At 73.2% G+C, this 22,638-nt stretch carries 21 protein-coding genes; 4 read left to right on the top strand and 17 right to left on the bottom strand.

Annotated elements, in window-relative coordinates; genetic code table 11:
- Positions 1 to 565 precede the first annotated feature (565 nt).
- A complete protein-coding gene (locus ACTMS9_RS27215; protein ID WP_441166331.1) occupies positions 566 to 874 on the bottom strand; it encodes a MazG-like family protein in 309 nt (102 codons plus the stop codon).
- A 116-nt stretch (positions 875 to 990) separates the two neighbouring features.
- Here ACTMS9_RS27215 and gdhA point away from each other — a divergent pair, with 116 nt between their 5' ends.
- Together gdhA and ACTMS9_RS27205 are read left to right on the top strand one after the other, a co-directional pair.
- Entirely contained in the window at positions 991 to 2,328 is a 1,338-nt protein-coding gene (gene gdhA / locus ACTMS9_RS27210; protein WP_350797739.1) for an NADP-specific glutamate dehydrogenase, read from the top strand.
- 168 nt (positions 2,329 to 2,496) lie between these two features.
- A complete protein-coding gene (locus ACTMS9_RS27205) occupies positions 2,497 to 3,867 on the top strand; it encodes a hypothetical protein (protein ID WP_441166330.1) in 1,371 nt (456 codons plus the stop codon).
- 67 nt (positions 3,868 to 3,934) lie between these two features.
- Here ACTMS9_RS27205 and ACTMS9_RS27200 read toward each other — a convergent pair whose 3' ends face one another.
- The gene (locus tag ACTMS9_RS27200; RefSeq protein WP_441166329.1) at positions 3,935 to 4,528 is read right to left on the bottom strand and encodes a hypothetical protein; all 594 of its coding nucleotides are present in this window, start codon (positions 4,526 to 4,528) and stop codon (positions 3,935 to 3,937) included.
- A 460-nt stretch (positions 4,529 to 4,988) separates the two neighbouring features.
- Positions 4,989 to 5,975, bottom strand: a complete 987-nt coding sequence (locus ACTMS9_RS27195; RefSeq protein ID WP_441166334.1) for a DUF817 domain-containing protein — start codon at positions 5,973 to 5,975, stop codon at positions 4,989 to 4,991.
- A 136-nt stretch (positions 5,976 to 6,111) separates the two neighbouring features.
- Between ACTMS9_RS27195 and ACTMS9_RS27190 the strand changes: the two genes are divergently transcribed.
- Entirely contained in the window at positions 6,112 to 6,453 is a 342-nt protein-coding gene (locus ACTMS9_RS27190) for a hypothetical protein (RefSeq protein ID WP_441166328.1), read from the top strand.
- Positions 6,454 to 6,558: 105 nt separating this feature from the next.
- Here ACTMS9_RS27190 and ACTMS9_RS27185 read toward each other — a convergent pair whose 3' ends face one another.
- From ACTMS9_RS27185 to ACTMS9_RS27170, 4 genes are all read right to left on the bottom strand, one after another.
- Positions 6,559 to 7,116 (bottom strand): hypothetical protein, encoded by a 558-nt coding sequence (locus tag ACTMS9_RS27185; RefSeq protein ID WP_441148665.1) that lies wholly within the window; start codon positions 7,114 to 7,116, stop codon positions 6,559 to 6,561.
- 12 nt (positions 7,117 to 7,128) lie between these two features.
- Positions 7,129 to 8,829: a DUF4012 domain-containing protein gene (locus tag ACTMS9_RS27180; RefSeq protein WP_441148666.1), complete on the bottom strand. Its 1,701-nt coding sequence runs from the start codon at positions 8,827 to 8,829 to the stop codon at positions 7,129 to 7,131.
- Positions 8,830 to 9,046: 217 nt separating this feature from the next.
- Complete coding sequence (locus ACTMS9_RS27175) at positions 9,047 to 10,267, bottom strand: glycosyltransferase family 4 protein (protein WP_441148766.1); 1,221 nt, start codon at positions 10,265 to 10,267, stop codon at positions 9,047 to 9,049.
- Between the two features lie 190 nt (positions 10,268 to 10,457).
- Positions 10,458 to 11,918, bottom strand: coding sequence for a polysaccharide biosynthesis tyrosine autokinase (locus ACTMS9_RS27170; protein WP_441148667.1), 1,461 nt, complete (start codon positions 11,916 to 11,918; stop codon positions 10,458 to 10,460).
- Positions 11,919 to 12,104: 186 nt separating this feature from the next.
- On the opposite strand from ACTMS9_RS27170, the gene ACTMS9_RS27165 reads away from it, so the two are divergent.
- Positions 12,105 to 13,961: a polysaccharide biosynthesis protein gene (locus ACTMS9_RS27165; RefSeq protein WP_441148668.1), complete on the top strand. Its 1,857-nt coding sequence runs from the start codon at positions 12,105 to 12,107 to the stop codon at positions 13,959 to 13,961.
- A gap of 69 nt (positions 13,962 to 14,030) precedes the next feature.
- Here ACTMS9_RS27165 and ACTMS9_RS27160 read toward each other — a convergent pair whose 3' ends face one another.
- The 10 genes from ACTMS9_RS27160 to ACTMS9_RS27115 form a co-directional block, all read right to left on the bottom strand.
- Entirely contained in the window at positions 14,031 to 14,231 is a 201-nt protein-coding gene (locus tag ACTMS9_RS27160) for a hypothetical protein (protein WP_154936558.1), read from the bottom strand.
- Positions 14,228 to 14,560: a hypothetical protein gene (locus ACTMS9_RS27155; RefSeq protein ID WP_441166327.1), complete on the bottom strand. Its 333-nt coding sequence runs from the start codon at positions 14,558 to 14,560 to the stop codon at positions 14,228 to 14,230. Before ACTMS9_RS27155 ends, ACTMS9_RS27160 begins: the two co-directional genes overlap by 4 nt.
- Entirely contained in the window at positions 14,557 to 14,931 is a 375-nt protein-coding gene (locus ACTMS9_RS27150; protein WP_441166326.1) for a DUF1622 domain-containing protein, read from the bottom strand. Before ACTMS9_RS27150 ends, ACTMS9_RS27155 begins: the two co-directional genes overlap by 4 nt.
- Positions 14,932 to 14,969: 38 nt before the next feature.
- Entirely contained in the window at positions 14,970 to 15,554 is a 585-nt protein-coding gene (locus ACTMS9_RS27145; protein WP_441166325.1) for a TMEM165/GDT1 family protein, read from the bottom strand.
- Between the two features lie 672 nt (positions 15,555 to 16,226).
- Positions 16,227 to 17,192, bottom strand: coding sequence for an L-histidine N(alpha)-methyltransferase (egtD, locus tag ACTMS9_RS27140; RefSeq protein WP_441166324.1), 966 nt, complete (start codon positions 17,190 to 17,192; stop codon positions 16,227 to 16,229).
- 59 nt (positions 17,193 to 17,251) lie between these two features.
- On the bottom strand, positions 17,252 to 17,998 hold the full coding sequence (gene egtC, locus ACTMS9_RS27135) for an ergothioneine biosynthesis protein EgtC (protein WP_441166323.1): 747 nt from the start codon (positions 17,996 to 17,998) through the stop codon (positions 17,252 to 17,254).
- 16 nt (positions 17,999 to 18,014) lie between these two features.
- On the bottom strand, positions 18,015 to 19,352 hold the full coding sequence (gene egtB / locus ACTMS9_RS27130; protein WP_441166322.1) for an ergothioneine biosynthesis protein EgtB: 1,338 nt from the start codon (positions 19,350 to 19,352) through the stop codon (positions 18,015 to 18,017).
- Positions 19,349 to 20,584 (bottom strand): ergothioneine biosynthesis glutamate--cysteine ligase EgtA, encoded by a 1,236-nt coding sequence (gene egtA, locus ACTMS9_RS27125; RefSeq protein WP_441166321.1) that lies wholly within the window; start codon positions 20,582 to 20,584, stop codon positions 19,349 to 19,351. Before egtA ends, egtB begins: the two co-directional genes overlap by 4 nt.
- A gap of 152 nt (positions 20,585 to 20,736) precedes the next feature.
- Positions 20,737 to 21,510, bottom strand: a complete 774-nt coding sequence (locus ACTMS9_RS27120; protein WP_441148676.1) for a hypothetical protein — start codon at positions 21,508 to 21,510, stop codon at positions 20,737 to 20,739.
- A gap of 16 nt (positions 21,511 to 21,526) precedes the next feature.
- Positions 21,527 to 22,162 (bottom strand): RNA polymerase sigma factor, encoded by a 636-nt coding sequence (locus tag ACTMS9_RS27115; protein WP_441148677.1) that lies wholly within the window; start codon positions 22,160 to 22,162, stop codon positions 21,527 to 21,529.
- Positions 22,163 to 22,638 lie beyond the last annotated feature (476 nt).

The following is a 22,638-nucleotide window of genomic DNA, read 5'->3' as shown; positions in this document are numbered from 1 at the left end:
CTCACGGCGCCGGGACCAGGTGTAACGACCGGCGGCCCACCATCATTCCGGCGGCCCGCATCCCGGGGCCGGCCACGGCCGGCGGGGGTGCTGCTGCGATCGTCCAGGTGATGTAACGACCCCGGCCCGGCCACCATTCCACCGCCGGGGTGCCCCCGGTCACGGGACGACCCGGACCAGCTAGCCCAGACCCGACATCCGGGCACGCACAGTGGCCGATAATCGGACATCCGGCACGCGGAGGCCCAACCGGAGCCCGACATCCGGGCACGCCGATCCCGCCGGAATCGGACAACCCGCCCACGGCCAGCGACCGGAACAGGACAGTCCCCGCTTGCCGCCTTTAGTTAGCCGCCGCCCTCAGTACGCCGGCTGCCTGCACTCCGGCAACCGGCGCCCGGCTGCCTCCCAGGGCGCACGCCGTTTGCGGCGTGTCGCGCGATCCCGCGCCCCCGTTCCCGCGACACACCGCAAATCGCGAAGAGGCGACAGCTCGGCGACGGGCTGGGGCGGGGCGGCCCGCGTACCCGGTCAGGGGTGGCCGGGGCGGCGCGGACCGTGCGGGTCAGGAGGTGCGGGCGCTGACCTTGGCCGCGCACTCGGCGACCACCGACCGGGCGTCGAGCCCGAGGCTCTCGATGGCGACCAGCGCGGTGAAGACCACGTCGGCGAGTTCGGCGGCGACGTCCTCGCGGGTGTGGGTGACCCCCTTGCGCGGGTTCTGGCCGAGCACGCCGATCCAGGCGCCGGCCGCCTCGCCGGCCTCCTCGGTGAGCTTGAGGATGCGGCAGGTCAACTCCGCCTGCCCGGTGCCGTTGGCGGCGTCCAGCCAGCCCCGCGAGGCCCGTACGGCGTTCCAGATCGACTCGTCCATCGGATCAGTGAACCGGACAGGGGTGACGATCCGTATCCGGGGACGGTCGGCGGGATGACGCCGGCCCGGTGGTGGCGACGAGGCCGCCAACTGGACCGGAAGGGACGTGCGGTGTGATGCCGGAGGCCGTCGAGTCGGTGTTCGCCAGTGTGGTCAGCCGGAACCCGGGCGAACCGGAGTTCCACCAGGCGGTACGGGAGGTGCTGGAGAGCATCGGCCCTGCCCTGGCCCGTCACCCCGAGTACGCGCGGGCGCGGATCATCGAGCGGATCTGCGAGCCGGAGCGGCAGGTCATCTTCCGGGTGCCGTGGGAGGACGACCACGGCCGGGTCCGGGTCAACCGGGGATTCCGGGTGGAGTTCAACAGCGCGCTCGGCCCGTTCAAGGGTGGCCTGCGCTTCCATCCGTCGGTCTACCTGGGAATCGTCAAGTTCCTCGGCTTCGAGCAGATCTTCAAGAACGCGCTGACCGGCCTGCCGATCGGCGGCGGCAAGGGTGGGGCGGACTTCGATCCGAAGGGCCGCTCGGACCGCGAGGTGATGCGCTTCTGTCAGAGCTTCATGACGGAGCTGTACCGGCACATCGGCGAGCAGACCGACGTGCCCGCCGGGGACATCGGGGTGGGCAGCCGGGAGATCGGCTACCTGTTCGGGCAGTACAAGCGGATCACCAACCGGTACGAGTCGGGGGTGCTGACCGGCAAGGGCCTGTCGTACGGGGGCGCGCAGGTACGCACCGAGGCGACCGGGTACGGCGCGGTGTTCTTCGCCGAGGAGATGCTCGCGCAGACCGGGGACAGCCTGGACGGCAAGCGGGTGGTCGTCTCCGGTTCGGGCAACGTGGCGACGTACGCGATCGAGAAGGTGCACCAGCTCGGCGGGACGGTGGTGGCCTGCTCCGACTCGGACGGCTACGTGCTGGACGAGAAGGGCATCGACCTGGAGCTGCTGCGGGAGCTGAAGGAGCAGCGCCGGGTCCGGCTGGACGACTACGTGCGGCACGTGCCGCACGCGGTGGCGGTCTCCGGCCGTACCGTCTGGGAGGTTCCCTGCGACCTGGCCCTGCCCTGCGCGACGCAGAACGAGATCGGCGGCGCGGAGGCCGCGGCGCTGGTCGCCGGCGGCTGCGTGGCGGTGGTCGAGGGGGCGAACATGCCGACCACCCCGGAGGCGGTGCGCATCCTCGGCCGGGCCGGGGTGAGGTTCGCCCCGGGCAAGGCGGCCAACGCCGGCGGCGTGGCGGTGAGTGCGCTGGAGATGCAGCAGAACGCCAGCCGGGACTCGTGGACGTTCGCCCAGTCGGAGCAGCGGTTGCGGGAGACCATGCGGGACATCCACGCCCGCTGCTGGGCCACCGCCGAGGAGTACGGCCTGCCGGGCGACTACGTGGCCGGCGCCAACATCAACGGCTTCCGCCGGGTCGCCGAGGCGATGCTCGCGCACGGCCTGGTCTGAGCCGATCCCCCGGACCGGGCGGTCAGTCCACATCGGCTGACCGTTCGGTCAGGAGGGCATTGACAGTATTCGACGGCGGGGCCTAGCTTCAGGGCGCTACCGGCCGGTAGGCACCGTCCCGCCTGGCCGCCCGCACACTGGGGCGGCACCGTCCCCGGGGGAGCATCGATGCTGTCCTCATCCACCCGACTCGTCCGCCGCCTGCTCGCCGCCGGCGCCACCCTCGCCCTGACCGTCGGGCTCGCCGGCGCGGCGCCCGCCGTCGCCGCCGACCGTGACGGCGACGGCTCCCAGCCACTGCCCGGCTACACCATCAGCAACCCGCCGCTCGCGCCGCTCGACGTGCGGGGCACCCCGTCGACCGTCCGGCAGGGCGTGCACCGGCACGCCGGCTACATCATCGAGATCCCGCCGGCGTGGAACGGCGAGCTGGTCATGTGGGCGCACGGCTACCGGGGCCAGACCACCGTGCTCTCCCCGGAGACCCCCAATTACGGCCTGCGGCAACGCCTGCTGGAGCAGGGGTACGCCTGGGCGGCGTCGTCGTACACCACCAACGGCTTCGACATCCGCTCCGGCGTGGTCAGCACCCGGGAGCTGGCCGACCTCTTCGCCGGGACCGTGCGACGGCCACACCGGACGTACCTGACCGGGGTGTCGATGGGGGGCTACATCATCGGCCGCTCGCTGGAGCAGTACCCCGGCTACTACGACGGGGCGCTGCCGATGTGCGGCGTCCTGGGCGACCACCAGCTGCTCGACTTCTTCCTCGACTACAACCTGGTCGCGCAGGCCCTCGCCGGGGTGCGCGCCTACCCCACGCCGCCGGACTACCTGACCAACGCGGTGCCGCGGATCCAGGTGGCCCTCGGCCTCGCCGGGCTCACCCCGACCGGGCCGGACACCACCAACGAGCGCGGCAAGCAGTTCCGGGAGATCGTCATCAACCGTTCCGGCGGCCCGCGTCCGGGCGCGGATCGGGCCTTCGCGGTCTGGAAGGACTTCCTCTTCGGGATCAGCACCACCAACGGTGGCGACTCCCCCGCCCAGCGACCGGGGCAGCTCGCCACCAACCTGCTCACCCGCTACACCCCGAACACGCCGGTGAACGTCAACGCCGCCGTCCAGCGGGTCGCGCCGGAGAACGTCCGGCAGCGGCTCTCCCCCACCCTGACCGAGGTGCCGCGGATCGCCGGGCGGCCCACCGCCCCGGTACTCAGCCTGCACGACCTGGGTGACCTGTTCGTGCCGTTCTCGATGGAGCAGGCGTACGCCCGCGACGCGGCGTGGCACGGCCGCAGCCGGCTGGTCGTGCAGCGGGCCATCCGGGCCAGCCAGCACTGCGAGTTCACCCCGGCCGAGGCCGGCGCCGCCTGGGACGACCTGGTGTCCTGGGTACGCACCGGCGCCCGCCCCGGCGGCGACGCGGTCACCGACCCGAAGGCGGTCGCGGCGGCGGACTTCGGCTGCCGGTTCAGCGACCGGGCCGCGTACGCCGCCGGCGTGGGCACCCGTCGGCTCTACTCCGCGTGCCCCTGACCGGACCCGGACACGCCGCTGGCCGGCACCCCGCTCGGGGTGCCGGCCAGCGTGTCGTTCACGTGGTTCAGCTGTTCCAGTGCTCGGCGACCAGGTCGGCAGCCTGCCGCTCCCACTGCGCGTAGTGGAACGGGTAGGCCGAGACCTGCACGGTCTGCGCGGCCTTGGTCAGCGGCATGTCCTGCCAACCGTCGACCTGCTTCAGACCCTTCAGGAACGCCATCGTCGAGTACTCCGGGTCGGTGATCTGCTCAACCGTGCCCCAACCGCTGGAGGGGCGCTGCTGGAACAGGCCCTGCGAGTCGTGGTCGTTGCGCTCACCCAGGTGACCCAGGTTCTCCAGCTTCGACTCCTGCAGCGACGTGGCGATCGCGACCACGGCGGCCCGCTCGTCCATGCCCGACTTCTTCGTCGCCGCGATGATCGCCTTGACGTTGGCGGTCTGCTCGTCGCCCAGGTCGATGCGGGACTGCTCGCCCTGCACGCCGTGCGGGATCAGCTTGCTCTTGTCCACGGCCGGCTTGTCCGCCCGCACCGCGACGGCGGCGGCCCGGGTGTCGACCGTGTCGGTGGTGCCGTGGTTCAGCGGACCGGCGGCGAGACCACCGGCGACAGCCAGACCAGCGATACCGAGAACGCTCTTACGCATCATCGTGTTCATGGAGTAGCTCCTTCGGGGGTTGGCGCCACGACTCGACGGGGGTCGAGCAGGGCGCAAGCACCACGACAGGGCGCTCAAAAGATCACAAGGGGGAAAGTCTCTGCCCGGCAGGTCATCGCGAGCGGGGGGGCTCGTGGCGCCGGGACCATGTGTAACGACCGGCGGCCCGCCATCATTCCGGGGCCCCGCATCCCGCGTCGGCCACCTCATCGGGCCAGGCCAGCGGGGTTCCTGCTGCGGTCGTACGGAGGATGTAACGACGCCGGCCCCGCCACCATTCCGTCGCCGAGGTGCCGCCGGTCACAGGACACCGCGCACGGTCGCCACCTGATACCGGACATCGCCCGTGAGCGGATCCGGACAGCCCGCACCTGACCGGACATCGCGGCCTGCGACGACCGAGGTCGCAGGCGACGCCCAACCGTCCGAACGCGCCCAGTGAGGGACAGGCGGCAGTGGCTTACCGCTCGTGCCGCCCGTGATGGCCCAGGCCCGTGGCCAGATTCTGCGAACCGCCCGTCGTCGGGGCCACCGGGGGACGCTCGGCCACGTCGGCACCCACCGCCGCGGCCGGCGATCCGTCGTCGGGCGGCTGCGGCGGCGAGATCCAGGTGACCAGCACCACCGAGATGATCATGAGGAGGAACCACGACGCGAGCTTCGTCGCCGAGACCGGTTGCCAACCGCCCAGCTGGCTGGGATACAGCCAGGCCTGCGACCAGGTGGCGATGTTCTCCGCGAGCCAGATGAAGACGGCGACGAGGAAGAAGGCCAGCAGGAGCGGCATGCGCCACCGGAACCGGAAGATGCGGAACTGCATGACACAGCGCCCGAACACCAGAGCGACGACGGCCATGAGCAGCCATCGCACGTCCCGGACGTAGTGGTTGGTGAAGAAGTTGGCATAGATCGCCGCAGCCACGACAGCCGTCACCCAGCGCCTCGGGTATCGCACGAAGCGCAGGTCGAACAGCCGGTTGACCCGGACCATGTAGGAGCCGACCGCGGCATACATGAAGCCGCTGAACAGCGGCACCGCCCCGAGCCGCAGAATGCCGTCGGGCGCGTAGGACCACGAGCCGACGTACGTCTTGAACAGCTCCATCGCCGTGCCGACGAGGTGGAACAGCAGCACCACCCGCAGTTCACGCAGGGTTTCCAGACGTCCGGCCACCATCGCGATCTGGATGACGACCGCGGCGAGGGTCAGGAAGTCGTTGCGGGCGAGCGGCGCGTCCTCCGGGTACCACAGATGCGCCGCGAAAATGACCGCCAGGATCGCCCCACCGAACACGCACGCCCAGGCCTGTTTGAGCCCGAAGACCGCGAACTCGGTCAGCCAGGCGGTCGGTCCGCGCCGGGGCAGTCGGGTGAGGATCGCGCGGAAGCGGGCATCGATCGCGCGCTCGGCCGTGGTCAGGGTGGCTGGTCCGGAAGGCGTACGCATCGCCGCGACGCTATCGTGCCGGCGCAGCTCAGCCGGCACCGGCGGGGTGCAGCGGAGGAATCACGCCGGGCACGGTCGGCCGGAGTCGCGGCGAACCCGGTGGAGCGGGCACCCGTCCCGCCACTACGGTGCGGGGATGCCGCTACACCCCGACCCCGGAGCATCCGCCGGGCACCTGCTGAGCACCGCCGACGGCACGCCGCTGGCCCGGCTGCGGCTGCGCGACGACGACGGTGAACGCGTGGCCGGGGAGGTGACACCGCTGCCGGGAGCGGACGTGCGGGTGCTCGCCGCCCAGGCGCGCCGGGATCTCGCCGGCGCGCGACTAAAAACGCCGGACGACGCCCTGGCCGCCGCGCTGGTCGCCGGGGGCCTGACGCTGCGCCGGGCCGCCACGGACATGCGGCACGACCTGACCGACGTACCGGAGCCGGTGCCGCTGCCGGGCGACGACGGGTCGCCGGACGCGCGGCCCTGACCGGGCGGCATGTGCACGTGAGCGCCGGAACACGTGCGGGCGCCCGCCGGAATCCTCCGACGGGCGCCCGTCCTCACTGTTCCGGGCCCTGCCCGGCGTACGGGATCAGCGTGGCGACCCCATGCCGAAGCGGTTGCGCCGGCGCCACACCAGGCTGCCCAGCATCAGGACCGCCCCGGCGCCGACGAGACCGCCGCCGACCTTGAGCGGGGTGCCCATGCTGTCACCGGTCACGGGGAGGTGCTTCCCGTCGTCCTTCCCGTCGTGCCTCCCGTCGTGCTTCTTCTTCGGCAGCACCTTGAGGAAGGCGCTGAACTTGCAGCCGGCCGCGGTGAAGGTGTAATTGCCGATTTCGGTCGGCCGGAAGGACACGGTGAACTGGCCCGCCGCGTTGGTCTGCGCGGTGAGGTGCCCCGGGGCTCGGCTCACGTCGATGTCGACCGTCTGGTTGGGACCGAAGCCGGTGCCCCTGAGCACCACGGTCTCGCCGATCTTGATCGTGGTCCGGTTCACCTTCAGGCAGCCCGGCTTCGGCACGTAGTCGTCGGGCGGTGGCTGGGGCGCGCCAAGGGCCGGCTGCGGCTGCGCCGCCCCCGCCGCGGTCGGCGCCAGCACGACGGCCAGGCCGGCCGTGAGCGCCATGATGATGCGGGATAGCCGCATGGTGGTCTCCTCCTACTGGTTGCAGCTTGGTGCGGAAACAACTTGGGTGGTCCATGGGGTGGCTGTGGGGGTGAGCCAGAGCTCGGGCGTACCGGCGGTGTTCCTGCCGGTCAGCAGGTCGACGTCGAGCGTCCGGGTGGCCCCGGGCGGGACCTCGACGTTCGCCACGCCCACCTGCCGGCGCCGCTCGGTGCCGCTGCCCAGGGCAGCGTCCGCCCCGTCGATCCGGGCGCCCACCACGGCACCGTCGGCGGGGCTGAAGACGTACACCAACGTGCGGATGGTGTACGGGTCGCCGGCCTTCCCAGCACCGAGCACCGACCTGTTCAGGCCGGACGTCGGCGCCGAGGAACGCAGGCTGAACCGCAGGCGCAGCTGACGGCGGCCCTCGCCCTGGCACTCACCGACGGTCAGTTGCGCCGTCGGCTTCAGGTAGTAGCCGAGCTTCGCGCCGCTGCCGTCGTTGAGGAACACCCCCACGCTGGGCACCGTCTCGTGCTCGGGCAGGATCCCGCTCACCCGGCTTTCGCCGAAGATGCGCTGTTCTCCTGACCGGGCACTCCAGAACAATATCCTTCTTTCCGCTATAGAGCGGTCAAAAGCGGACAAAACAGCCTTTGGGTTGACTTTCGCGGCAAGAAACGCGTCGAAGACGGCGGCGGCGGCCGCCGCGTAGTAGGCGTCCTGCTCCTTCAGGCCCATGCTCTGGTAGGTCTCGGAGAGCAACGTGCGGACGACCGTGTCGGCGGCGAGCTTCGGCCCGCCCGGCACCGCGACCGGGCCGGTCGCGGCCAGCAGGTACGACAGCGCCACCGGATCGACCGCCAACACACCGTCGACGGTGGTGCCGGTACGGAGCCGGACCATTTCCCGGTAGAGCTTCGCCGCGGTCGGGAAGTGCGGGGTCAGGTTGACGTCCGCCGGATAGATCGCGGGCAGGTCGGTGTAGAGCCGGCGCATCTCGTCCGGGAGCGTGGCGACCGGCGGATCGAACCGCCTCAGGTCCACCCCCGCGCTGCCCTGGGTGACGATCTCCACCCGACCGCCGTCGGCACGGATCACCGCGTACGCTCCCCACATGCCGCCGGTGGCGCGCAGCTCCGCCGGGTTCTGCGAGACGAGCAGGTAGGTGCGGGGCCCGTCTGCCCCGAGCAGCGCCGGGAGCACCTTCGCCCCCTGGTCGGCCGCTCCGGTCAGGCCGGCCAGCCGGTCGATCTCCGCCCGCAGGTCGGTCAGGGCCGTGCGTATTTGTCCGACCAGGTCGGTCGTCGGCACCGCGTCGAGGCGGGTCCGGGTCTCCCGGACGACGGTGTTCACGTCGGCCAACTCGGTCGAGACCGCCCGCAGCCGACCCACGTCCAGGCGCCCCTCTTTCGGCACCAGGGTGGCGAGATCGGTCCCCACCAGCGTGGGGAAGGCCCGCCTGGCGAGATCGTCGATGGCCACCGCGATCTGGCGCACCGCCCCGAGGTCGTCACCGGCGTACGGGGAGCGCTGCCCCAGCCACCAGCCCGGGTCACCGGTGGCGTCGCGGGCCGCCCCGGCCTGCTCCTGCAGTGCGGCGAGCGTGCGCTGCGCCCGGACGGCGTCCCCGCCGACGATCTGCGCGCTGAGCTCACGGGCCAGACCGGCGGCGTTGAGCAGGTGCGCCCGCGCCTGCCAAGCCCGGAACCCGACCCACCCGGCGCCCGTCAGGAGCAGGGATCCGACCACGAGTCCGGCGAGCGACGCTTGCCGGATTCGCGCCCTGGTCCGTCGTCGCAAGCGCCTCCGACTGCGACGCGACACACCGCTCTCGGTCACACCACTCTCCACTCAGAAACGGACAAAATTACGATTCGTCAATTTTCTAGCACGAACCACGCAGCTGGCCTGGCGATTTCACCGCTTTGGTGGCGTAAAAGATGTGGCGCGAGGATCGTTCGGGTGATCACCTGCGATGCCGCGCGACGGCCACCTGGTTCAGCATTTCCTCCACCCGGTCGACACCCGCCCGCAGCGACATCTCCCGCAGATACGTCTCTCGTCCCCGCCGCCCCATCTCGGAGCGGGCCGCGGACGGAATGGTCGAGGCAAGCCAGAACCGGTCGGCCAGCGTGGCCCAGTCCTCGGGCGGGCAGGACAGCCCCGCCCGCGCGCGCTCCACCAGCTCCACGGTGTCCCCGCCGGCGGAGGCGATCACCGGCGCCGCGCAGGCGAGCGCGGCCTGCAGCTTGCCGGGCACGGTGCCGCGCAGCTCGGGCAGGTCGCGGAGCATGACCAGCTGATAGTCGGCGGCCGCGTACAGCTCCGGCATGTCGACCGGCGACCGGCGCTCCACGAAGCGGACGTTCTCCGCCCGCAACTCGGCGGCGAGCCCCCGCACCCGCCGCTCCTCCGCGCCCGAGCCCACCAGCACCAGGTCCGTCCGACCGTCGAGCGCCGCCGCCGCCCGGACCGCCGTCTCGAGCCCCTGCCGTACCCCGATCGTGCCGGCGTGCATGACCACGCACCGGCCGTCGCGCCGGACGAACCCCTGCGCGGCGCGGCTGGGTCGTACCGGCTGGAAGATCTGCTCGTCGGTCCAGTTGAGCACCACCCGCACACGGTCGGCGTCGACCCCGTCCGCGAGCACCATGTCCCGCATGGACGGGGCCGTGACGGCCAGGGCGTCCGCCTCGCGCAGCACCCGACGCATGGTGCTGGCGGTCCGTCCCGGCCGGCGCTGCCGCTGCGCGCCGACCACGTCTTCCTCCAGCCAGAGGTCCTGCACGTGCAGGACGGTGGGCACCCGGCCGAGCATCCTCATCAGCGCGGCGGTGGCGAACGTCGTCGCCGGGAGCTGGAAGACGTACAGCACGTCAACGTCGGCCAGGTAGCGGCGTCCCACCATCGCCACGCTGCCCGCGAAGGAGAGATGACTGGCCATCCGGGCGCCCGTGGAGCCGTCGCCGCCGGCGTACCGTGGCACCCGTCGCACGGTCAGCCGCTCGCTGCGCGTCAGGTGCCCCCAGCGTTGCCGCCAGCCCGGATAGACGTGCCCGCCCGGATAGTCGGGGAAGCCGGTCAGCACCCGTACCTCGTGCCCGCGGGCGGCCAGTTCCTGGGCGAGGCTGCCCGGGATGAAGGCCGGTTCGGGTGGGAAGTGGTACGACAGGATGCCCACCCTCATCAGCGGGTCCCCCTCGGCGGTGAACTCGGCGGGGCGGCCGACCCGCTGCCGGAGCGGGTCGACAGGCCGCGGCGCGTCGTGCTGGCGGCCGCCGCCCGCGCCCGGGGACGGCGGCAACCCGCCGCCCCCGGCGCGGACGATCCCGGTGCTCCCAGCCACGGCCGGCCGGCCGTACGACCAGCGGTGGCGCTCATCGGCGCAGCCGGGTGAGTTCCTGCGTGCGATCGGTGACCCCGTCGACCCCGTGCGACTCGCCGTGGCGGGCCGCCGGTGCCCGGTCCGCGGGAACCTTGGTCTTGCCGGTGGTGGCGATCCGGTACGCCTCGTACTGGTAGGCGTCGGCCTTGGCCACCTTGGTCATGTTCAGCACGCAGCCGAGCAGGCGTACCGAGACCGCGTGTAGCGACTGGGCCGCCGCGGCGACCTGGCTCCGCGAGGTGCGCCCCTGCTGGGTGACGAGCAGCGCGCCGTCGGCCTGCACGGCGACCACCACGCCGTCGGTGACGGCCAGCAGCGGTGCGGTGTCGATGACCACGATGTCCGCCGACTCGCGCAGCGCGAGCAGCAGGTCCGCCATGGCCTTCGAGCCGAGCAGCTCGCTCGGGTTCGGCGGCGCCGAGCCGCTCGGCAGCACCAACAGCGACTTGTCGCCCCAGCGCTGCACCACGTCGCCGACCTGTACGTCGCCGACGAGCACGTCGGTCAGGCCGACGCCGCCGTCGAGGCCCAGGTAGTCGGCGACCTTCGGCCGGCGCAGGTCGGCGTCGACCAGCAGCACCCGCCAGCCCGCCTCGGCCAGCGCGATGGCCAGGTTGCAGGACATGGTCGTCTTGCCCTCGCCCTGCAGGGCGCTGGTGACCGCGATGACCCGGGCCGGCTCGTGCACGTCCACGAACCGCAGGTTCGTCCGCAGCTTGCGGACCGCCTCGGCGCGGCCGGAGGTCGCCGCATCGCCGACGATGAGCGGCGCCGCCTTCGCGCCGGCCTCGAACGGGATCTCGCCCAGCAGCGGGCTGCCGGTGACCCGTTGCAGCCCGGCGGCGTCGCGCAGCCGGACGTCGACCAGGCCGCGCAGCACGGCCAGCGCGGCGCCGAGCAGCAGACCGACCAGGCCGCCGACGATCAGGTTGCGGGTGGGCTGCGGCGAGACCGGGCTCGAACTCACCCGGGGACCACTGACCACCTCGATCTTGATGGGAGCGGCCCGCCCCTCGGCCGGCGTCTCGACCTTCTGCACCAGCTCCACGAACTTCGCCGCGAGCGTCTCGGTCACCCTCATCGCCCGGGTCTGATCCGTGTCGGTGACGGTGGCGCGCAACAGCACGGTGCCGGTCTCGGTGGAGGCGCGGAGGCGGCGCTGCACGTCGTCGGCGGTGAGGCCGACCTGCGTCTCGGCCACCACGCTCTGCGCCAGGCGGTCGCTGCGGAGCAGGTCGGCGTAGGACTTCACGCGCTGCTGAAGGAAGAGGCCGCCCTGGTAGGCGTCGGTGACGCCCTGGCTCGGCGTGGTGACGAAGAAGGTCACGGAGGCCACGTACCGGGGTGGCGTGCGGACCGTGATCAGCGCGGCCGAGCCGATCGCCACCATCAGCGTGACCAGGACGATCCACCAGTGGCGGCGGACCAGGCGCAGGTAGGTGCGTACGTCCATCACGCTCTCCGTTCCGCCGGGACAACTAGCCGGTGAAACTGCACGAAATCCCCCAATACTCCCCAAACGACATGACAGGATCTATTCGTCGCAAGCTTGCCGTGAAGTGACCAAACGAATGTAAGCGATCGAACATCCCCGGAGACCTTAATCCTCACAATCAGGCGATAAACGCAGAGGACACCAATGGACGATGCAGCCTCCTTAACCCGCACGAACATCCCGCGACGCGACTGGGTCACCCGACGTGCGAAGACCCTGTCTCTGCTAACGCTCGACACCGGCGCATGGTGCGCTGGATTTCTGGTGGCCGCCTGGGCCAGGTACGAATTCGGCCTGACCCCACAGCAGTGCGCCCTCGCGTTGGGCACCGCCGCCGTCTGCGCGGTGGTGCACGCCGCCATCGAGCAGGTGCGCTCCACCGCCCGTGGCCGCCACCCGATCGGCAGCATCGGCGAGGCCCGTGACCTGGCCCTGACCACCCTCCTTGCCGCCGCCGTGATGTTGGCCGCCCTGGTTACGCTCACCGAACGGCCGGTGCCGGCCAGCGTCCCGGTGACCGGCGGGGCGGTGGCCCTGCTGGTGATGGCCGGCGGGCGGGCCGGCTACCGGTGGCGGCGCGATCGCGACGACCGCCCGGTCCGGGGCGCGGAGCGGGCCCTGATCTACGGCGTCGACGCCGCGAGCGAACGCCTCGTACGGGTGCTGGTCGGCGACCCGGACGGCAGCTACCTGCCGGTCGGCCTGCTCGACGACGACCGCGAGCGACAGGGGCTGCGCCTGGAGGGACTCCGGGTGCTGGGCGGCCGCGAGCAGATCGAGCAGGCGGTACGCCGCACCGGGGCCACCACGATCATCTTCTCCATCGACGGCTCGGACGCCGAACTGATGCGCGACGTACGCCGCCGGACGTTGCAGGCGGGCGCCGCGTTCAAGGTGCTCCCCCCGGTGCGGGAGCTGCTGGACCGGCCGGTGCGGGCCACCGACGTCCGGGACCTGCAGCTCACCGACCTGCTGGGGCGGGCGCAGCGGGTGGCCGAGCTGATGATCGAGCGCAACGGCCTGGCCGGCCGACGGGTGCTGGTCACCGGAGCGGGCGGTTCGATCGGCTCGGAGCTGTGCCGGCAGATCGCCCGCTGCGAGCCGGGCGAGCTGATGATGCTGGACCGGGACGAGTCGGCCCTGCACGCGCTGCAGATGTCGCTGCACGGCCGGGCGCTGCTGGACGGGCCGGAACTCATCCTCGCCGACATCCGCGACGCCGACGGCATCGCCCGGATCGTCGCCGACCGGCAGCCGGACATCGTCTTCCACGCCGCCGCCCTCAAGCACCTGACGCTGCTGCAACGGCACCCGGGGGAGGCGGTCAAGACCAACGTCCGCGGCACCCTGAACGTGCTGGAGGCGTGCCGGGACGTGAGCCAGTTCGTCAACATCTCCACCGACAAGGCGGCCAACCCGGTCAGCGTGCTCGGCTACTCCAAGCGGATCACCGAGCGGCTGACCGCCCACTACGCCGAGCAGGTCGGCGGGGCGTTCCTCAGCGTGCGCTTCGGCAACGTGCTCAGCAGCCGCGGTTCGGTGCTGACCGCCTTCCAGGCGCAGGTCGAGGCGGGGTTGCCGATCACGGTCACCCATCCCGAGGTGACCCGCTACTTCATGACCGTGCAGGAGGCGGTGCAGCTGGTCCTCCAGGCGGCGACCATCGGGCGCGGCGGGGAGGCGCTGGTGCTCGACATGGGCGAGCCGGTGCGCATCGCCGACGTGGCGCGCCGGCTCGCCGCCGAGGCGGACCGCCCGACGGAGATCGTCTTCACCGGACTGCGCCCCGGCGAGAAGCTGCACGAGGACCTGTTCGGCGTCGACGAGGTCGACAGCCGGCCGCTGCACCCGCTCATCTCGCACGTGCGAGTGCCCTCGCTGAGCCCGGAGGAGGTCCACGGGCTCGACCCCTACGCCGACGCGGACGAGCTGATCAAGTGGATGGCGGCGTACTGCGAGGACCTGCCGGTGCGGTCCTCGATGCTGCCCTCACCCCGCTGACGAGGACGCCGCGGCGGCGGAGCCCGATGGGGCCCGCCGCCGCGGCGGCGTCAGGGACGTACGGCGAGGTCAGCGCCGCTCGCGGGCCCGCTCCCCGTCTTCGCCCTCGGTCTCCTCCAGCGCGTCGGCGAACGGCTCGGTCAGGTCGTCGCCCGGCACGGCGACCGCCTCGGCGCGGTCCTGCTCGTCGATCCGGCCACCCGGCGGCGGCTCGGGAGCGGTGGCGCCACCGGCGAAGCCGTACTCGTTGGGCTCGTCATGCCTGCTCATGGGGTTATCCTCCCGCTATGTTCGCTTTGCGTCCTGCCGCTCACGGTAGGCCGTGATCGTCTTACCCGCAGGGCGGCGGCGATAGTCGGTGCCGGGGCGGGCGGGCCGGCGGCGATCCCGGCCCAGAGGAGCTGGCGCAGCAGGATGATCGCCGCGGCGGTCGCCAGCGCGGTCCAACCACTGCCCACGGCGAGCCGGAGCAGGCCGGCGGCGACGAGCAGGTCCAGCAGCACCCGCAGCGCGGTACGCCAGGAACGGACGGTGAGCAGGACGACCACGCCGCTGCCCAGCGCGAGGGCGGTCGCCACGTCGGCGAGGCCCTCCCTCACGTCCGGCTCCCCTGCTCCGTCCCGGCCTCGCCGACCTGCCGCTGTTCCTGGGCGATCTCGCGGCGCAGGAAGAAGTTCAGCGCGGTCCGGATGGTGGCGATGGCCGCCAGCTGCCCGATCTGGTCGAACGTCGGTGACACGGCGGTACGCAGGATGTCCGCGGCGAGCTGGAACTCGAGGCCGAGCGTGAGGAACCGGCCGAGGGAGAGCCGGATCGGGGTGAAGACGGCGGCGCTGCGGTGTCGCAGTCCCTCAACCACGAACCGCAGCGCCGCCCAGAGCGCGCCGACGAAGATCACCACGGCTCCGGCGATCTCCACCAAGGTGACCGCGATGCGGTCGCCCTCGCGCAGGAACTCGTCCAGGTCCACCCGGGGGCGTTACCCGCCCCCGCCGGCGCTAGGCCGGGTCAGAGCTGGTCGACCGCCTCCAGGATCAGCCAGAGACCGCAGATGGCGAAGAGCACGGCGGCGCCGTACCGGATGGTCTTCTCCGGCAGGTGCCGGCCCAGCATCCGGCCGACCAGGATGGCCAGCGCGTCGGCGGCCACCATGCCCAGCGTCGAGCCGAGCCAGGTGCCGAACCAGCCGTACTTGGTGGCCAGCGTGATGGTGGCGAGCATCGTCTTGTCGCCCAGCTCGGCCAGGAAGAACGCGACACCGACCGCGATGACGGCCGACTTGCCGGTCTTCTCCGCCTTGCGCTTCTCCTCCTCGGTGAGCCTGTCGCCGCGCAGCGTCCAGACGCCGAAGCCGAGGAACGCCAGGCCGGCGATCAGCGAGATCCAGCCGGTGGGCAGGGCCGCGTTGAGCCCGTAGCCGATGGCCACCGAGGCCAGGTGGACGATCGCGGTGGCGATGGTGATGCCGATCAGCACCGGGACCGGCTTGAAGCGGGTGGCGAAGGTCAGCGCCATCAGCTGGGACTTGTCCCCCAGCTCGGCGACGAAGATGACACCGAAGCTGATCACCAGCGCGGCGAGAAAACCGTCCATGAGAACCTTCCCGATCATGCCGGGAGGAGGTACGGGGGCGCCCTCGACCCGGCTGCAACAGCCTGAGTCGAAGGTCTCGCCCGCCCCACCGGGGTGGGGCCGCGTGGCCGGATGCGGAACGCACCAGTGTGTCGACCACGACATTAGGGGCTACTCCCCTTCGCGCCCTCACCCTAGCCGATCACGCCGGCCGCCAGCCCGGACGGGTGCCCCAGGTCACCGCGCGCCGGGCCGCCCGGCCATGCGTTGCGCTGGTCCGAGGGTGGGGTATGGCCCGCCGTGCCCGGCTCCGGGCGGTCAGGCTTGATCCCTGCGCCGGGCACGGCGGGCCACACCCCCGTCGTGGGCAGCCTCCGCACGGCCCTCGCCGCCCTCGCGGCCCCGAACCCTCCGCCCAGCGTCCGCCGCCGCGCTCGGGCGTCGGCGCCGCGTGGAGTCTTCCACTCACCGTCACGCCTCGATCGACCGTCGCCTGATCGCCTCCGTTTGCGGCGTGGCGCGGTATCGCCGGGCTCGGACACCGCGACACGCCGCAAACGGGAGGCGATCACGGGCGCCCACCGCTCTGTGCGGGGCGGTGCCCTCCCGTCCACACCGGTCACCGGCGGTGGATCTGGGTATGCCGCCGGCCGGCGCCGAGGTCGCGCGGCGGGCCGGCGCGGCGGCCGCCGGTCAGTCGGCCCGGGCCAGGTTCACCCCGAACAGGCCGTCCGGGTCGGTCCAGAACTCGCGTACGGTGAAGCCGGCCGCCGCCAGCTCCCGGGCGATCCCCTCCGGCCGGAACTTCGCCGACACCTCCGTGCGCAGCTCCTCGCCCGCGGCGAAGTCCACCGTCAGGTCCAGCACTCGGACCCGCATCGCCCGCTGGGCCCGCAGCCGCATCTCGATCCACTCCCGGTCGGCGTCCCAGCGCGCCACGTGGGTGAAGGCCGCCGGGTCGAAGTCCGCGCCCAGCTCCCGGTTGACCACCCGCAGCACGTTGCGGTTGAACTCGGCGGTGACCCCGGCCGCGTCGTCGTACGCCGGCACGATCACCGCCGGGTCCTTGACCAGGTCGGTGCCGATCAGCAGCCAGTCGCCCGCCTCCAACGTCGCGCGCATCGCGGACAGGAACGCGGCCCGTTCGGGCGGCAGCAGGTTGCCGATGGTGCCGCCGAGGAAGACCACCAGCCGCCGCCCGCCGGTGGGCAGCCGGTCGAGCTGGCGGGTGAAGTCGCCGACGATGCCGCGTACCCGCAGACCCGGGTAGTCGGTGGCGATCTGCTCGGTGGACTGGCGCAGCGCGCTCACGGACACGTCCAGCGGCACGAAGGTGCCGAGCCCACCCCGGCGGGTGAAGGCGTCCAACAGCAGCCGGGTCTTCTCCGACGAACCGGAGCCCAGTTCGATCAGCGTCTTCGCGCCGGTCAGCTCGGCGATGTCGGTGGCCCGCTCGGCCAGCACGGCCCGCTCGGCCCGGGTCGGGTAGTACTCGGGCAGCCGGGTGATCTCCTCGAACAGCTCGCTGCCCCGGGCGTCGTAGAACCACTTCGGTGGCAGCCACTTCTCCTCGGCGGTCAGCCCGACCCGCACGTCCTCCCGCAGGCTGCGCCCCAGGTCCTGGTCTTCGAGGTAGATCTCCAACGGCTCCGCGCCCATGAGGTGTCCCTTCTCCTTCGGCGAACGTCCCTGTCTCCACCTGCGACCCTGCTGCGGCGTCACGCTCCCGCCAGGGCGCGCACGCGCACCGAGGTCGAGGTCGCCACCACCAGGTGCCGGTCCGGCAACGACCGCCAGCCCGGGTCGTCGTCGTGCGGCTCGGAGGCCAGCAGCACCGAGTCCGGCGTCGCGAGGACGGACATCGCGTGCCCCGCCACGGTGGCCACCATCGTCCGGCCGTCGGTGAGCAGCAGGTTCAGCCGCGACCCGGGCGCGGCCGCGGACACCTTCGCGACCGTCTCCGCGACCGCCTCCGCCGGGTCGGCGCCGGCCCGCAACCGGTGCCGGACCAGCGCCCAGAGCAGGGCGGAATCGGTCGGGGCGTCGAGGGTGAGCAGGTCACGGACGGGCAGGGTGTCGGCGAGCGGCACCAGCGCGTCGGGCCAGCCCCGCACGACACCGTTGTGGCTGAACAGCCACCGGCCCTCGGTGAACGGCGCGGCGGCGGACTCCTGCACCGGCATGCCGACGGTGCCGGAGCGGACGGCGGCCAGCACCGCGCCGGCGAGGGTCACCCCGGCCAGCGCCGGCAGCGTCACGTCGCTCCAGATGGGCTGGGCCCGCCGGTAGCGCACCGGATCGCCCTCGCCGGGGTACCACCCGACGCCGAAGCCGTCGGCGTTGACTGTCCCGCCGCCGCGCATGTCCCGGGGTGCCCAGGACTGCCGGACCAGCGAGTCCGGCGGGTCGTACAGCAGGGCGCGCAGGCTCAGCGGCGGCCCGAGGTAGGCCAGGTGCCGACACATCAGGCGGTGCCGCCGATCACCCGTGCGCCTCCTCGGGCCGGGCGTCGCGGGCGCAGCGGAAGCCGCTGAAGATCTGCCGCCGGATCGGGTAGTCCCAGTTGCGGAACGTGCCCCGGCAGGCCGCCCGGTCCGTGCCGAACGAGCCGCCGCGCAGCACCCGGTAGCCGTCGCCGAAGAACACCTCGGAGTACTCCCGGTACGGGAAGGCCGTGAACCCGGGGTGGCCCCGGAAGGTGCTCGACGTCCACTCCCAGACGTCGCCGATCAGCTGGTGCACGCCCAGCGGCGAGGCGCCCGCCGGGTAGGCGCCCACCGGCGCCGGCCACAGGTGCCGCTGCCCCAGGTTGGCGTGCCCGCCGGTCGGGTCCTCGTCGCCCCACGGGTACCGGCGGGAGCGGCCGGTGCCCGGGTCCCAGCGGGCCGCCTTCTCCCACTCCACCTCGGTGGGCAGCCGCCGCCCCGCCCAGGCCGCGAAGGCCTCCGCCTCGTACCAGCAGACGTGCACCACCGGCTCGTCGTCGCGGACCGGTGACCACCGCCCGAACCGCCGGTACGCCCAGCCGTCGCCGTCGCGCCGCCAGTGCATCGGCGCGGTCAGTCCCGCCTCGGTGCGGTGCCGCCAGCCGGGCCCGCTCCACCAGCGCGGGTCGTCGTACCCGCCGGCGGCGATGAACTCGCGGTACCGGCCGTTGGTGACCGGCGCCGCGTCGATGACGTACGCGGGCAGCTCGACGGTGTGCGCGGGGCGCTCGTTGTCCAGCGCCCACGGGTCGGTGGAGGTGCCCATGGTGAACGGGCCCGCCGGCACCAGCACCTCGTCGGCGACCGGCACCCGGGGCTCGGGCGGCGGGGGCGCGTCCAGGACCGCGGGCCCGGCGCGCAGCTGGTGGGTGGCGAGCATCGTCTCGTCGTGCTGCTGCTCGTGCTGCACGATCATCCCGAAGGCGAAGCCCTCGGCGACCAGCGGACGGTCGGTGAACCGGATGGCGTCCAGCAGGTCGAACACCTTGTCGCGGACCGTCGACACGTAGGCGCGCGCCTCGGCGGGAGGCAGCAGCGGCAGCGACGGGCGGTCCTTGCGGGGCTGCTTGAACGCGTCGTACAGGTCGTCGATGTCGTGGCGGACCGGCTCGCGGCCGCCGACGTCGCGCACCAGCCAGAGCTCCTCCTGGTTGCCCACGTGGGCCAGGTCCCAGACCAGCGGGGACATCAGCGGGGAGTGCTGGCGGGTCAGATCGTCGTCGTCCACCGCCTCGGTGAGCAGCGTCGTACGGGCCCGGGTGCGCTCCAGCTCCGCCGCGATCCGGCTGCGCAGCACCTCCGCCTGCGTGTCCGGCTGTTCTGTGGTGGTCACCGGTGCCCCCTCTCCGCGGCGGCCCGTCGCCGCCGGATTCCTCGGTTCGTCTCGTCGTGGGTGCCCGGCGGCAGGTCCAGCCGGGGCAGCGCCTCCAGCGCCAGGTCGAGCAGGGCGGCGGCCGCCGCGGCCAGCGGCGGGTCGGCCAGGCCGTACCGGGCCGCGGCGTGCCAGCGGTCGGCCACCGGCGCGGCGATCGCGCGGGCGGACCGCGCGGTGTCGGCGCGGTCGAGCAGCGCGGTCAGCACGGCGAGCGGGAGGATCCAGCCGGGACCGGGCTGGGCGTCCAGGTAGCGCACCTCCAGGTAGCCCCTCGGGCGGACCGGCGGGAACAGGGTGCTGACGTGGTATTCCAGGTCGTCGGTGGTCGGCGGGCGGGGCAGCGCCCCGTCGATCCAGTCGGCGAAGGTGATCCCCGGTGGCGGGGTCCAGTCCGGGCCGTCGTGGCGCAGGCAGAGCAGCGGCGCGGCCAGCGCGTACTCCGTCCAGGCGGCGACCGGGTCCTCGTCGGGCCGCCGCGGCGACCAGACCGGCCGGGTGCGGGCCGGGTCGATGCCCAGCCAGGCGGCCATCCGCGCGGACGCCCAGCCGGTCCGCCGGCCGGCGTGCCGGTCGGCGGTGGCGAACGCGGCCACCAGCGGCGGCCCGACCATGTGCACGGTGGCCCAGCGGGCGGCCAGCTCGGCCGGTTCGCCCGCGTCCAGGCAGACCTGAAGGCCGGCGGTGCTGTACATCATGGTCCGCCCGGCAGGGCCCCGGCGGTCGAAGACGCAGCGCATCGCGCGGTAGCGGGAGGTCTCGACCACCGGCTGCGGGACCCGCCACGGGTCGATGCCGCTGCGGCCGAGCACCAGCCCGGCGCGCTCCAGCAGCGCGCTCAGCTCGGCGATGTCGGCCTCGGTGGCCAGGATCAGCGCGGCGACCGACGGTCGGGGCGCGGTGGACACCTCCACCTGCCCGCCGGGCTCCACGGTCACGCTGCTTCCGTGCCGGAGCGGCTGGGCGGGGCTGGTGTGGTCCAGGGTGACGGGGCTGTGCCGCCCCAGCGCCGCCCGCAGCCGCTCCCGGTCAACCGGTCGGGCGGGGTCGGCGGCGTCGTGCACGGTCCATTCCAGTTCGACGCCGGTGAAGACCGGTGGCCCGGTCTTGAAGCAGATCCGGCCGAGGTGGGCCGCGGCGGCGGCCTTCTCGCCCAGCACGGTCGTCCGCTCGAGTTCCGGGGACGTCACCACGAAACGGTCTCCTCCCGACCGGGGACCCGGCGACACTGCCGGCGCGGGCGGCATCGACCGTCGCCGGCCGGCCGCCGCGTCTCACCATCTTCTGTCTAGCAGACGGAATCCGCGGCCCCGGGCGGGAAGAAATTTCTGTGAAGCCTTTTCGACTACTTCTTCCGACTTGGGCGGGCGTCCGGAGTGGGCGCCGCCGGGGCCGCGGGCGGGCCCGACGGCTTCGCCTCCGGCGATTCGTCCGCCTCCGGGGCCCGCTCCGGAAGCAGCTCCCGGCAGTACGCCTCGACCTTGCCCGCACCGCCGGCGGCGGCCACCAGATCGGCGAACGCGGAGCTCCGCAGCGCCTTCTCACGCTGCGCCGCCGGCTTCGCCAGGTACGCCCGGCACTGCCCCGCCAGCTTCCCCTCGGAGGCCGGCTTCCCGGAGGCGCCGGGCCGGCCGGAGGGGGACGCGGCGGAGGGGCCGGCACCCGGGGTGGGCGCGCCGGTCGTCGACCCGCCACCGGACGAGGACGGCGCCGCCGGACCGGAACCGGATCCGCCCGGCACGGAGGCGGACGGCCGGGGCGCCGGGTCGTCGCCGCGGTCGAGGGTCACCGCGGCGAAGGCGGCGCCGGCCGTGGCGGTGGCGGCGATGCCGGCCACCCAGGCGACCACGCCCGTGGTCACCCGTCGCCGGCGCCGGGACGGCGGCGCGGGCGACGGGGCGGACGCGCCCGCCGCGCGGGCGGCCCGGAACGCGGCCAGCGCGGCCTCCTCGCCGGCCAGCTCACCCGGGCGGGCCGGGGCGGCCGCGGCGGAGAGCAGCCGGGCGAGCGGGTCCTCGCCCGCGGGCGGCGCGTCGGCGGTCCGGGCGGCGTCGAGCAGCCGCTCGGCCTCGGCCCGGTCGGCGGGCCGCTCGGCGCCGTCGGAGCGGCGGAAGTTCATCCAGTTTCCCCTCACGTCATCCGTCCGCCGGCTCGGCGTGGGACGTGCTCGGCGTCTGCCGGCCCCGCCGCGGGTGGGGCCGGCCGGTCCGCTCGTCGCCGCCGGACGGTTGGGGCAGGTCCTGACGTTCCAGCAGCGCGGCGAGCCGGCGCAGGCCGCGGTGCGCGGCGGTGCGGACGGCACCCGAGCGGCGCCCGAGCACCCGGCCGGCGGTTTCGGCGTCCAGCCCGATCACCGCCCGCAGCAGCACCGCCTCGGCCTCCCGGGGCGGCAGCGTCGCGATCAGGGCCAGCGCGGCCTCCGTACCGATGGTCTCACCGGCCCGTTCGGCCGTGTCCGCGTCCCCGGCCAGCTCGCTCAAGGCCTGCACCGGCACCGGCAGCGAGGGACGGCGACGCTGGCGGCGCAGGTGGTCCATCGCCCGGTTCCGGGCGATCGTCACCGTCCAGGCGCGGAACTCCCCGCCGGTGAAGCTGGGCAGGTCCCGGGAGATCTGCAACCAGGTCTCCGAGGCGACGTCCTCGGCGTCAGCGCCGACGAGGGCGGTGAGGTACCGCAACAGGCCCGGCTGGAGGCTGCGGTACAGGAAGCGGAAGGCCTCCTCGTCGCCGGCCTGCGCCGCGGCCACCGCCTCGCTCAGCTCAACGGTCATGCGTCCGCCGCCCCCGCCGTGACCGGCAGGCCGTGCGTGACGCACCCCCGGTGCGGCAGCCGGACCCCCTCGCGCACCAACAGCCCCCCGCTGACCCCATCGCACCCTGCCGAGCGGCCGGGCGGCATGTCTGACACACGCCGCGACAATACGGCGGTCGGCCGAATGCCGCACCGGCACCATGGGCTGGCCCGAGTCGCGCTAACGGTAGGAGTCAATGGACGGGTGGACAAGTCACCGCCTGGCGGAGAAAGAGTGAGAAATATCTAGCTAACAATCGGCGAGTCCGCGTGACGGAAAACGACTGCGGGACGCCCCCGGCCAGGTCATCGCGGTCCGGGCGTCCCCGGTGGCCCCGTACGCCCGGCTTGCTGCCGCCGCCCGCGGCCATTGTGACAGTCCGTTCGGTTCTCGTCACCCCCCGTTCGCCGCGCCGTCGTGGCGCCGGTACCGGTGCCGCGCCGGTGCCGGACGCG

The organism is Micromonospora sp. L31, assembly GCF_052068075.1.
Lineage (GTDB): Bacteria > Actinomycetota > Actinomycetes > Mycobacteriales > Micromonosporaceae > Micromonospora > Micromonospora purpureochromogenes.
Note: the sequence above shows the minus strand (reverse complement) of the source record. Positions and strands in the feature narration are given on the sequence as shown.